Genomic DNA, 12,461 nt, shown 5'->3' with positions numbered 1-12,461 from the left:
AGCACAGATTTTAATAATTTTGTAATATTTGAAACGAAAAAGAAATAAGATTCAAAGATTTGTTCAAGATTTTGGAGGTTGACGGATATGAGGAACGCCGGAAAGATAGCAGCAGTTCTTTCGATGGGGATGGCGCTCAGTGCAGTGTGCGGTGTGAGTGCATTCGCAGCAGACAAGGCTTTCAGTCTGGATGTGGCGAACTGGTCACAGCAGGATTGGAACAGCATTGCGATGACGAACGATGACACCGTCACATCCGGTGCGATCATCCGCTCCTCCGCGTCGACAGATTCGGATGTTGTGGGGTATCTGTACAGAGGTGCTGCGGTCAATGTCCTGGATAAGGGTGATGCCTGGACACAGATCCAGTCCGGTGCCGTGACCGGTTACGTGATGAATGATTACCTGGTCTACGGAGAAGCAGCGAAGGGCCTTGCGGATTACTACGGCAAGGAAGGCGTTGTGGCGAACTGGAACGACGTGAATGTCTTCACGGACAAGAGTGCAGGCTCCGTTTCCAGGACCGTATCGGATGGAACTGCGTTCCCGCTGGTGTCCGACGAAGGACACTGGCTGCTGGTGCAGCAGGGAGCGGATAGCGCCGGATACGTGTCGGAGGACGATGCGTCCAGGATGCTTTTGGTTGACACCGCTGTCCCGGCAGACGGTGAGGATATTGCCTCGACCTATACGGAGAATCTTGGCGGAACAGCTGCGGCTCCTGCAGATGGAACGAATGGGGCTGCCGCGACATCAGACTCTTCTTCGGACATCAGCAGTGCTGCAGACGAAACCGACGCGGATGCGTCTTCCGCATCGGATGCGGGATATTCGGACAGCTCCGCGGCATCGGATGCAGGTGACGGGTACTCCGATGCGTCTGCTTCCTACAACTCGGGGGCATCTGATACGGCTTCCGTATCAACGGATACGGACTCTGCCGCTGTGGGTGCATCTGGCAGTGATGCGGCGTCCTCTTCACAGGAAACCTACGCTAGCCAGACAGTCAGCAGCGATCCAAATGTGCAGGCGCTCTATGATGCCTATATCGCCGCACAGAACGCAGCGATGAACTGCACGAGCGAGCAGGATGCCAAGGACAAGGCGGCAGCGGCTGTTCAGGCGTATAACGCATATGTAGCGGCAGCGAATGGCACTTCTTCCTCATCCCAGGGGCAGACAGATACCCAGCCGGTTCAGCAGGAGACCTCCGCACCGGCTCAGACGGAAGCGCCTCAGACAGAGACGCCTCAGACGGAGGCTCCTCAGACAGAAGCACCCCAGACAGAAGCGCCGCAGACAGGATCTTCCCAGAGTACGGGATCTTCTTCCGGAAAGACAGGTTCCTACGCAGACTACAGTGATCTGGATCTGCTGGCGGCGATCATCTGGTGCGAGGCCGGGAACCAGCCGTATGACGGCATGGTTGCGGTCGGCGAGGTTGTCATGAACCGTGTCGCAAGCTCCAGCTTCCCGAACACGATCGCGGAAGTGCTCGAGCAGCCGGGACAGTTCACCCCGTATTCATCCGGGACCCTGCAGAGCGCACTTGCTTCCGGTGTCAATTCTACCTGCTACCAGGCGGCGCAGGATGCACTGAACGGAGCACAGCCTGTTCCGGGTGCGCTGTATTTCAACACCCACAGCGGCACTACAAAGCTGGGTGCGCATTATTTCTCATAAGGTAATCCCCCGGGCCGCGCAAGCGGTCTGGGATGTTACAAAATCAACTATATGGAAAGCGGCATCACCTCCCCGGTGGTGCCGCTTTCCGTTTCTGTATACCGTTTCAGGAGTCCTCGTCGGTGAAGTCGGACAGAGTCCGGAAGAGGTAGGAATAGATCTCCGGACTCTTTTCCTTCCACTGTTTTGTGATCATCTTTGCCTGCTGCTCGGTCGGGACGGTGAGCGTCAGCTCCATCAGGGGTTCCGAGTGTTCGAGAACCGCACATGCGGCAGCGTAGTCACCCGAGGTTGTCCGGTAGTACTGCGCACGGGTGCTGACGGCTTCGCGGAAACTCAGCCTGTTTTTCTTCAGGTAGGCATCGATATCGGAGCGGATATCCGGTCCGAGGTCATTCTTCAGCGCGTCAAGACTTGCCCGGCCGGCATCTGTCAGGGAGTAGTAGAAGCAGTCCGGGCAGGCTTCCTCGTGGATCAGCCCGGCGTCCACCAGATCGCTGATGGTGTACTGGGCATTGAAATAGTTCGTATAGCCGAGATCCGTGAAGATCCCGGCGATCTGTTTATTGGTCATTGCAAAATCTACACGGCTCAGCGTGTAGAGTGTCATGAGCTTATAAAGAACTTGAAGCTGGTCAGCCATCATCTCTCCATTTCATTGGTTATAATTCGGAAACAGGCCTATCTTAGCATATGAAAGAACGGGAGACAAACGCGGGAGACAAACGGCGCGTCTACTCCTTTTACCGCTTTGCAAAGTATGATAAACTCTCAATGACACGAAAGATGGATTTGCCGGAGGGGCCGGAAATCCATGGGGAGCGTGTGTCATCAAGGTCATCAAGGGGAAAGAAAGTGAAGAAGAAATATTCAACTCTGACAGAGAGAGCATACAGGAGGAGACGAAGCAATGTGCTCCTCAGGAGCATGATTGCCCTGCTGATTGTGATCCTGGCGCTTTTGGCCGGACTTCTTATCTATGAAACCAGAAAGATGAAGACCTATTCGAATCCATATGCGAAGGCGCTGGAGGAGAAACAGGCTGCGTCGGCGAAGGAGGAGAGCAGCGCCGGCAGCGATTCGGATCTTGAGGGAGTGAAGGCGCAGGCGAACCTGCTTGCCACGCAGTATGATTATGACGGTGCGATCAATCTGCTCAAGTCTCAGAAGGACTTCGGGAAGAACGACCAGCTCAAGGCACTTGTCAATTCCTATCAGCAGACGAAGGACAGCTGTCAGCCGTATCCGATTGACCAGATCACGCATGTGTTCTTCCACTCGCTGGTTGTCAATGATGCAAAGGCATTTGACTCGGATGCAACCGCAGCCGGGTACAACCAGGTTATGACCACCATCTCCGAGTTCAACGGAATCATCCAGCAGATGTATGACAAGGGGTATGTAATGGTCAGCCTCCACGATATGTGCGAGGTGGCGGACGACGGAACGGTCTCGAAAAAGGAAATTCTGCTGCCGCCGGGAAAGAAACCCTTTGTGCTGTCGCAGGATGACTGCAGCTACTACCACTATATGAAGGATGACGGCTTTCCGCAGAAGCTGGTTGTGACGGAGGACGGGAAGGTCAAGAATTCCCTGATTCAGGATGACGGGACAGTGAGCATCGGAGATTACGATGTCGTGCCGCTGATTGATACATTTGTGGAGCAGCATCCGGATTTTTCATATCATGGGCGCAAGGGAATCCTGGCATTGACCGGATATGAGGGCGTGCTCGGGTACCGGACAGATGAGGTTTACAAGACCCGGGATCCGGCCAGGGTGACAGAGTACCAGCAGAAGTTCTTTGACGAGAACCCGGATTTTGATTATGACAAGGACTGCGCCGATGCCAGGGCTGTCGCGGATGCGATGAAGGCGGAGGGCTGGGAATTCGCGTCCCACACCTGGGGGCATATCGCACCGCTGCAGTATTCGCTCGACGCGGTGAAGCAGGATACGGAGCGCTGGCTGAACAATGTCGCACCGATTGTCGGAGATACGGATGTGCTGATCTTCGCCTTCGGAGCGGATATCGGAGACTGGCATCCGTACACCCATGACAACGCGTACTTTGACTATCTCAAATCGAAGAAGTTCAGTATCTACTGCAACGTCGACGGTTCGGTCAAGAGCTGGGTGCAGTTCGGTCCGGACTATATGAGACAGGCAAGACGGAACCTGGACGGCTACCGCATGTATTACAATCCGGATCTGCTGTCCGATTTGTTTGATGTGAAGTCAGTCTGGGATTCCAACCGGCCGACACCGGTTCCGAAGATGGGATGAGGACTGACAGGTGTGAATATGAATGAAAAGGGGGCGTCAAATATGCAGATATTGATCCGCGGGGGACGGCTGCTGGACCCGCTTTCGGGAACCGACAAGGTCACAGATGTCCTGATTGAGGATGGGTGCGTGACGCAGATCGGGGACGGGCTGACATTCCCTGCTCCGAAAAAGAAGAAGATCGTCAAGGAGGCCTCCGTCTCGGGCGGAACGGTTGATGAGGCTTCGACCGATATGGCTGTCACGATTGACGCCTCCGGGTGCTGGGTGATGCCGGGATTTGTCGATCTCCATGTTCATCTGCGTGATCCGGGGCAGACATACAAGGAGGATATCGGGACAGGTTCACAGGCGGCAGCCTGCGGCGGATTCACGACGATCTGCGCGATGCCCAACACGAAACCGGTCATCGACAATCCGGACAAGCTGAATTATGTGCGGTTCAAGAGCGCGGCGGTCTCCCCGATTCATGTGATGCAGATCGGCTCGATCACAAAGGGCGAGAAGGGGGAAGAACTCTCCGACATTGCCGGACTTGCAGATGCCGGCGCACCGGCCATATCCGAGGACGGCCGGTCTGTTGAGAATGCAGCGCTGATGAAACGGGCGATGCGGGAGGCAGTGAAGGCCGGAATTCCGGTGTTTGATCACTGTGAGGACAAGAAGCTGGCTGGAAAAGGCGTCGTAAACGAGGATGAGAATGCGGTCCGCCTGGGTCTTCCGGGGATTCCGGACAGTGCCGAGGACGTGATCGCGGCGAGGGACATCCTGCTGGCGCGGGAGACCGGCGCGCATCTCCATCTCTGCCATGTCTCAACGCGGGAGTCGGTGGAGATGATCCGGTTTGCCAAATCGAAGGGTATCCATGTGACCGCGGAGGTCACGCCGCATCATTTCACGCTCTGTTCAGACGATATTCCGGCGGACGACCCGATGTTCAAGATGAATCCGCCGGTCCGGACGGCCGCGGACAGGGAGGCGCTGATCGAGGGCCTTCGCGACGGAACAATCGACTGTATTGCGACGGATCATGCACCTCATGCGGTCAGCGAGAAATTCGGCTCGATGCTGACATCCGCATTCGGCATTGTCGGACTGGAGACAGCGCTTCCGCTGGCGGTCACGAGGCTTGTCGAGCCGGGAATCCTGAGCCCGCTTGATCTTGCCCGGGTGATGAGTACCGCGCCGGCGCAGGTCGCAGACCTGACCCGCCAGTACGGGGACGGAAAGATTGAAGTTGGAAATCCGGCGGATATTACGGTCGTCCGGCCGGATGAGGAGTGGATGATTGATAAAAAGAAGTTTCTGTCGAAGGGCAGGAACACCCCGTTCGAGGGCTGGAAGGTGCGCGGACGGGTGAAGGTGACGATTTGTGACGGCGAGATTGTGTACACAGACAAAAGGAGACAAACATCATGATCGATCAGCTGGTTGCGGGAATCAAAAAGACGGAGGCACCGATTGTTGTCGGGCTGGATCCGCAGATGAAGTTTATTCCGGACGAGGTCAAGAACCCTGTCTTCGATGAGATGGGCGAGACGCTGGAGGCTGCGGGCGAGATCCTGTTCCGTTTCAACAAGGCGATTGTCGATGCGGTCTGTGACCTGGTTCCGGCTGTAAAGCCGCAGATTGCCATGTACGAGCGCTTTGGAATTCCGGGGCTGGCCGCCTATCAGCGGACCATTGATTACTGCAAGTCCAAGGGACTGGTTGTAATAGGGGATGTCAAGAGGGGCGACATCGGATCGACCTCAGAGGCGTATGCGGATGCTCACCTTGGAAGGGTTATGGTCGGAGAGCGTGAGTACAAGCTGTTTGACGCGGACTTTGCGACAGTGAACCCGTACCTCGGCTCGGACGGCGTGGCCCCCTTCCTGAAGGTCTGCGATGCGCAGGACAAGGGCATCTTCGTGCTGGTCAAGACCTCAAACCCTTCCAGCGGAGAGTTCCAGGACAGGCCGGTGCTGGTCAGGGCGGAGGAGTTTGATGAGGACGGAGACGGCAGCATCGACACAGCCTTCTTTACAGGAAAGAAAAGCAAGGGCGGTCTTTCGCTTGAGAGCATTGTGCATGCAGCCGGGAAGGACGAGCTTCGCAACTATGTGCTTCGCCCGATGTATGAGATTGTGGCGGAGGAAGTCGCCCGATGGGCGCGGGAACCGCGTCTGATGGGAAAGAGCGGTTACTCGGAGGTGGGTGCAGTTGTCGGCGCGACCTACCCGGAGATGGGAAGGGTGCTCCGGAAGATCATGCCGCACTCCTTCATCCTGGTTCCCGGATATGGCGCCCAGGGTGGAAAAGGAAAGGACCTCACGCATTTCTTCAACAAAGACGGACTCGGCGCGATCGTGAACTCGAGCAGGGGCATTATCGCAGCCTATAAACAGGAGCCATACTGCGACAAATACATGCCGGAGAATTTCGCGGATGCAAGCCGCGCCGCGGTCAAGGCGATGCGGAAGGACATCCGGGAAGCCATCGGCTGACTGAACCGGGGACTGCCGCCCGGCCAGATCAAAGATGCCGGCGCAAAATAGGACAGAGTATTCCGGGAAATCAGGAAAAACAGGGTGATCGTTCCGGGGATTTTGGGCGAACACAGGAAACGTGTTGTGAAAGAACAGGAGACGGGTATGCAGGCCGGACAGGAAACGGGGATCAGAGCGGTTCGAAAGTTCAGAGAAAAGGCGGAGGTCCTTCAGAATACGAGGATTGCGGGAGGCATCTATGATCTCAGGCTGAAGACAGAGCAGATTGCAGCAGAAGCGAGGCCGGGGCAGTTTGTCTCGGTTTACAGCAACGATCGCTCCCGTCTTCTTCCGCGCCCGATCAGCATCTGCAGCGCAGACCCGGAGAGCGGGGAGCTGCGGCTGGTATTTCGTGTTGCCGGAAAGGGAACGGAGGAATTTTCCCGTCTTACAGCTGGAGACAGAGTAGATCTGACCGGACCGCTTGGAAATGGATTTCCCGAGTCTGTCCTGAGGGGGCTGTCGGGGAAGACGGTTTTTCTCATCGGGGGCGGAATCGGGATTCCGCCGATGGTGCAGCTGGCAAGGACACTGGCGGCAGGCAAGGGTGAAAAGGGTGCGCCGCGGCTGATCTCGGTATTGGGATTCCGGGACGAGCTGTTTCTTGTGGACGATTTGAAAGCCTGCTCGGAAGTGGTCATTGCAACGGAGGACGGCAGCTGCGGGACGAAGGGCAACGTGCTCGACGCAATCCGCGGGAGAAACCTGAAGGCAGATGTGATCTGTGCTTGCGGGCCGACTCCCATGCTGCGTGCGCTTCGGGCGTACGCGCAGGAGACCGGAACCGAGTGCTGGCTGTCACTCGAGGAGAAGATGGCCTGCGGGATCGGCGCCTGCCTCAGCTGCGTCTGCAAATCGACTGATGTCGATGAACATTCCAAGGTAAGAAACAAGAGAGTCTGCACGGAGGGACCGGTATTCAATTCGATTGATGTCGAATTGTGATGAAACGCAAGCCGCAGAGCGGAGCGTCCGCAGAAGCCGGACAGTCCTGGGAGTCAGGAAGGCATCCGGAGAGACCGGATCGTGCCGGGAATCCGGGATGGCAGCGGGCAGACTGATAGGAGTGCCCGCAGAAGGCGGGCGCCGCTGGAGAGGATGAACAGAAATATGCAGCCGGATATGAGTGTGGAGATTGCCGGAGTTTTGCTGAAGAACCCGGTCATGACGGCGTCCGGAACCTTCGGGTCCGGACAGGAGTTTTCAGAATTTGTCGATCTGAACCGACTCGGTGCGGTCGTGACAAAGGGCGTGGCCTCCGTTCCGTGGCCGGGGAATCCGACCCCGAGAATCTGCGAGACGCCTTCTGGGATGCTGAATGCCATCGGCCTTCAGAATCCAGGGGAAGAGACATTTGCGAAGCGGGATCTGAAGTTCCTGGAGCAGTTTGACACGAAGGTGGTCGTGAATGTCTGCGGACACAGCACCGAGGAGTACGTCGATTGCGTGAGGAGACTCGCGGACGAAAAGCGCGCGGACCTTCTGGAAATCAACATTTCCTGTCCGAACGTGAAGGAGGGCGGCATTTCGTTCGGGACGAATCCCCGGGCGGTCGAGCAGATCACAGCGGCGGTGAAAAAGGCTGCCCGGCAGCCGGTGATCATGAAGCTGAGTCCGAACGTGACCGATATCCGGGAGATTGCAAAGGCGGCGGAGGCAGGCGGTGCGGATGCGCTGTCGATGATCAATACCATCACCGGGATGAAGATCGATGTGAGAAGAAGAACCTTTGCGCTGGCGAACCGGACCGGCGGGCTGAGCGGCCCGGCGATTCATCCGGTGGCTGTCCGGATGGTCTGGGAGTGCGCACAGAGTGTGAAGATTCCGATCATCGGGATGGGCGGCATCGCCGATGCGGAGGGTGCTCTGGAGATGATCATGGCAGGTGCCAGCGCTGTTTCAGTTGGAACGGCGAATTTCCGGGATCAGACAACGGTGATCCGCGTCATCGACGGGATCAGAGCGTATCTGGAGGAGAATCAGATCGGTTCGGTCAGGGAGCTGGTCGGCTGTGTCAGGTAACGGGCACAAGGAACAGGCGCGCAGGAAGACAGAATAAGCGGCCAGTGCGGCGGCAGGGCCGGTATCAGAGTGCCGGGAGAAGCGGCAGTGAGGAGAGGTTATGGAGAAGTACAAGGAATCATTCATTGAATTCATGGTAGACTGTGAGGTCCTGAAGTTCGGAGACTTTGTCACAAAGAGCGGGCGCAGGACGCCGTTCTTTGTCAACACAGGGTTTTACCGGACGGGCGGCCAGCTGAAGAAGCTTGGCGAGTACTATGCGAAGGCGATCGAGGATGCCTTCGGGACAGACTTTGATGTTCTGTTCGGACCTGCCTACAAGGGAATTCCGCTTTCGGTTGCGGCGACGATTGCGCTTTCCGAGGACTGCGGGAAGGAGATCCGGTATTGCTCCAACCGCAAGGAGATCAAGGATCATGGCGACAAGGGTATCCTGCTCGGCGGTCCGATCAAGGACGGCGACAAGGTCGTGATCATCGAGGATGTCACAACAGCCGGAACCTCGATCCGGGAGACCCTTCCGATCATCCGGGACACGGCGGATGCGCAGGTATGCGGACTAGTCGTCTCCGTCGACCGCTGCGAGCGCGGAACCGGAACAAAAAGCGCGCTGGAGGAGATCCAGGAGACATACGGGCTGAAGACGACGGCGATTGTCACCATGAAGGAAGTCGTCTCTTATCTCTACAACCGGGAGGTCGGCGGCAGAGTCCTGATCGACGACGACGTCAAGGCGAGAATTGACGCTTACTATAAGGAGTACGGTGTATGACACCACGGAGGAAGAAGCACATTCAGAGCGTGTCGGGTGTGCTTTTTTTTCTTTACCTGGCGGTGCTCATTTATTTTCTGTTTTTTGCAGATGAGTATGGCAGGGCCCCCAGCGTGGAAATGCGCTACAACCTGGTCCCCTTCGTGGAGATTCGGCGGTTCCTCGTCTACCGGGAAACCCTCGGGTTTCGGGCTGTCTTCCTGAACGTATACGGAAACATCATCGGCTTTCTTCCATTTGGCTTCTTTCTTCCGGCAATGCACCGGTATTTCAGGCGTGCGTACCGAACCGTATCGCTGAGCTTTCTGTTCTCCTGCGGCGTCGAGCTGGCGCAGCTGGTGACAAGGAGAGGGAGCTGTGATGTCGACGATGTGATCCTGAACACGCTGGGCGGACTGCTGGGGTATCTTTTGTTTGCCCTGAGCAGAAGGCTGGCGCGGTGAGCTGCGCCGGGGCAGCAGGACACCGGAACACCGTTATTGAGTGGCAGATCGTCATCGCGTGACCGAAGTTCAGAGACTGTAGAGCTGGCACGGCGGACTTAACTGGTACGGAGGAGAGATTCAGATGGCAAAGGCATATACATATAAGATCCATCCAAAGGCAGGAAGGAAGGGTGTTTTGAGTGTGGTGCTCTCAGGCATCACAATCATCCTGTTTCTCGGACTTCTGACAGCCTGCACGGCGCTGAAGGGGAAGGCGGGTCTGTGGGCAGGAGCGGTCGGCTTTTCAGGCATGATGGCTGCTCTGGCCGGTGTGATCACAGGACTGCGGAGCTTTCGTGACAGACAGCCGTCCTATGGGTTCAGCAAGACAGGGACGATCATCAACGGAATCATGGTGGCCGTCTGGTTTATCCTGTTCTGCCGGGGGCTTGCCGCCTGAGGGAACGGCAGGATGTTTCAGCCGGCGGACTGATTCGGCAGCCGGCAGGATGTTTCAGCCGGCGGACTGATTCAGCAGCCGGCAGGACATTTCAGATGAGGAAAGAGATATGGGGAATATCTGGGTAGATTATGATGCGATTGATCTCTGCGAGGAGCGGTACGGACTGGCGGAAGGTCGGATCCGGGAAATTGCAGCGGAGCTGGGAGCCCCCGGGACGAATTCTGCAGCCGGAGAAGGGGAAGGCACCAGTGCGCCGGGAGCGGATCCGCATGCCGTCCATTCGCTGCCGGAGGCATTTGAAGCATTTTTCAGAGACACCGCGTCCTTTATTGTGGAGCTGTGCGGGATCAGAGCCGGCCTGAAGAGCGGGTACTATGACAGCCATCCGGAAAAGTGGCCGGAGATGAACAGGCGGATGTATGAGGATATCCTTCCGGACCACTATGAGCAGAGCTTTGCGAATCCCGCCTGTGCAGAGCGCATGCTTGGAGCTGATTTCGGTTCCCTCCTGTGTTTTCTGTACACGCAGGAGCGCGGACTGATCGCCTATGTGTTCGAGGACAAGGTGGAGGAGCTGGCCGCTCACATGGAGCTCTTCATTCAGGTGTACGGACTGTTTGCGGAGGGACTGCCGAAGCCGGAGGATGTCCGGGAGACATTGTACTGGTTTGAGAGCGACAATACAGATGTGATTCTCAGAAACCGGATCCGGGGACAGATTGATCCGGCCTGTGACGATGCGGTTTATACATTGATGACGCTCGATACCAGTGATCCGTCTTCCCTTTACCGGAGCGGAGAATATATTACGGAAAACGAGCTGAGAACGTTCCGGTATCTGGCATCGCTCCCGGAAGCGGAAATAGAGCGGATGGCGGACACATTCACAGAAGGATACCGGGAAGGCTTTATTCTAGGCGAGAAGCCGCTGTATAAAAAGCGGACGGTCTCGCTGATCTATCATGCGGGATTTGAGCGGATGATGCAGGCAGCGGTCCGGAATTTCCTGAAAATGGGGCTTCGCCCGACCATTGTCCGCTGCGGGGTGTCTGCCGTGACGGGTATGTCGAGGACAGGAGGCTTTACGGGAGCGTCTCCGAATCCGCAGTACGATTATGATCACCGCGAGGATGCGGCCCTGTTTCTTGATGCCCGGTTTGTGGAGCGGAAGCTCGAAGTGACGGAGACGGTGTACGGCGAATTCCTCGAGCAGGCGCACCGCTACGGCGGGCCTGCTGTGCTGGAAGTCTTCGGGGAACCTTCGTTTGACCCGGTCTCGAAGAAGGAGGCGCTGAAATACTCCCAGAAGCAGCAGGCGCTTTCTGTGAAGCTGAAAAATGAGACAGCCCGTATCGTCAATGATGCCATCTACGGAAAGGAGCGTTCCTTTACGATTATCTCCTTCCCGGTTCCGACAATCGACGAGGAACGATATGAGGAGATCTTCCGGGAGACGATGAAGGTCAACACGCTGGATGCGAAGAAATACAGCGCGATCCAGCAGGTGATGATTGATGCGCTCGACAAGGGGACGAAGGTTCACATCCTCGGGAGGGGAAGGAACCATACAGATCTGACGGTGCAGCTGTGGAGGCTTCAGGATCCGGCGCAGGAGACCATCTTTGAGAACTGCGGCGCGGACGTCAACATCCCGGTGGGCGAGGTGTTCACGTCTCCGGTTCTGAAGGGGACGGACGGTGTGCTGTTTGTCAGCCAGGTTTATCTGCAGGGACTGAGTTTCCGGGATCTGGAGCTTCATTTCAGGGATGGCTGCATCACCGATTATTCCTGCTCCAACTTCGAGTCGGAGGAGGAAAACCGGGCATACATCGAGGAAAACATTCTGTTCCATCACAAGACGCTGCCGATGGGCGAGTTTGCGATCGGAACCAATACGACCGCCTACGCGATGATCCGGAAGTATCAGATCGGACCGAAGATGGACATCCTGATCGCTGAGAAGACAGGTCCGCACTTTGCGGTGGGCGACACCTGCTACAGCTGGGATGAGGACAATGTGACGCGCAATCCGGACGGAAAGAAGATCGTCGCCCGGGAGAATGATTTCTCGAGACTCCGGAAGGAGGATGTCTCGAAGGCCTATTTCAACTGCCATACGGATATCACGATTCCCTACGAGGAGCTGGGGCTGATCGAGGTGGAGAACGAGGATGGAAGCTGCAGGAAGGAAATCATCCGGGATGGCCGGTTTGTGCTGGAGGGGACAGAGGAGCTGAACGGGCCGCTTGATGCGGATGCATAAGGCATGGCTTGCGAAAGCG

11 protein-coding genes are annotated in these 12,461 nt (G+C 56.7%); 10 read left to right on the top strand and 1 reads right to left on the bottom strand.

Going from position 1 to position 12,461, the window contains the following annotated elements; genetic code table 11:
• Positions 1 to 87: 87 nt before the first annotated feature.
• Positions 88 to 1,683 (top strand): cell wall hydrolase, encoded by a 1,596-nt coding sequence (locus tag ACTQ1N_RS09375; RefSeq protein WP_441956502.1) that lies wholly within the window; start codon positions 88 to 90, stop codon positions 1,681 to 1,683.
• Between the two features lie 106 nt (positions 1,684 to 1,789).
• Here the strand turns inward: ACTQ1N_RS09375 and ACTQ1N_RS09370 are convergent, their stop codons facing one another.
• The gene (locus tag ACTQ1N_RS09370; RefSeq protein WP_441956501.1) at positions 1,790 to 2,329 is read right to left on the bottom strand and encodes a DUF4364 family protein; all 540 of its coding nucleotides are present in this window, start codon (positions 2,327 to 2,329) and stop codon (positions 1,790 to 1,792) included.
• A gap of 47 nt (positions 2,330 to 2,376) precedes the next feature.
• Here ACTQ1N_RS09370 and ACTQ1N_RS09365 point away from each other — a divergent pair, with 47 nt between their 5' ends.
• From ACTQ1N_RS09365 to ACTQ1N_RS09325, 9 genes are all read left to right on the top strand, one after another.
• Positions 2,377 to 3,969, top strand: a complete 1,593-nt coding sequence (locus tag ACTQ1N_RS09365) for a polysaccharide deacetylase (RefSeq protein WP_441956500.1) — start codon at positions 2,377 to 2,379, stop codon at positions 3,967 to 3,969.
• A 42-nt stretch (positions 3,970 to 4,011) separates the two neighbouring features.
• Positions 4,012 to 5,388 (top strand): dihydroorotase, encoded by a 1,377-nt coding sequence (locus tag ACTQ1N_RS09360; protein ID WP_441956499.1) that lies wholly within the window; start codon positions 4,012 to 4,014, stop codon positions 5,386 to 5,388.
• On the top strand, positions 5,385 to 6,455 hold the full coding sequence (pyrF, locus tag ACTQ1N_RS09355) for an orotidine-5'-phosphate decarboxylase (protein ID WP_441956498.1): 1,071 nt from the start codon (positions 5,385 to 5,387) through the stop codon (positions 6,453 to 6,455). The genes ACTQ1N_RS09360 and pyrF overlap by 4 nt, the downstream gene beginning before the upstream one ends.
• Before the next feature lie 147 nt (positions 6,456 to 6,602).
• On the top strand, positions 6,603 to 7,442 hold the full coding sequence (locus tag ACTQ1N_RS09350) for a dihydroorotate dehydrogenase electron transfer subunit (RefSeq protein ID WP_441956518.1): 840 nt from the start codon (positions 6,603 to 6,605) through the stop codon (positions 7,440 to 7,442).
• A 153-nt stretch (positions 7,443 to 7,595) separates the two neighbouring features.
• Complete coding sequence (locus ACTQ1N_RS09345) at positions 7,596 to 8,519, top strand: dihydroorotate dehydrogenase (protein ID WP_441956497.1); 924 nt, start codon at positions 7,596 to 7,598, stop codon at positions 8,517 to 8,519.
• Positions 8,520 to 8,619: 100 nt separating this feature from the next.
• Positions 8,620 to 9,291: an orotate phosphoribosyltransferase gene (gene pyrE / locus ACTQ1N_RS09340; RefSeq protein WP_441956496.1), complete on the top strand. Its 672-nt coding sequence runs from the start codon at positions 8,620 to 8,622 to the stop codon at positions 9,289 to 9,291.
• Entirely contained in the window at positions 9,288 to 9,734 is a 447-nt protein-coding gene (locus ACTQ1N_RS09335; protein ID WP_441956495.1) for a VanZ family protein, read from the top strand. Before pyrE ends, ACTQ1N_RS09335 begins: the two co-directional genes overlap by 4 nt.
• 124 nt (positions 9,735 to 9,858) lie before the next feature.
• Positions 9,859 to 10,176: a DUF6142 family protein gene (locus ACTQ1N_RS09330; protein WP_441956494.1), complete on the top strand. Its 318-nt coding sequence runs from the start codon at positions 9,859 to 9,861 to the stop codon at positions 10,174 to 10,176.
• Positions 10,177 to 10,285: 109 nt separating this feature from the next.
• Complete coding sequence (locus tag ACTQ1N_RS09325; RefSeq protein ID WP_441956493.1) at positions 10,286 to 12,442, top strand: aminopeptidase; 2,157 nt, start codon at positions 10,286 to 10,288, stop codon at positions 12,440 to 12,442.
• Positions 12,443 to 12,461: the final 19 nt, after the last annotated feature.

The organism is Porcincola sp. LCP21S3_C12, assembly GCF_052118625.1.
Taxonomy (GTDB): domain Bacteria; phylum Bacillota; class Clostridia; order Lachnospirales; family Lachnospiraceae; genus Porcincola.
Note: the sequence above shows the minus strand (reverse complement) of the source record. Positions and strands in the feature narration are given on the sequence as shown.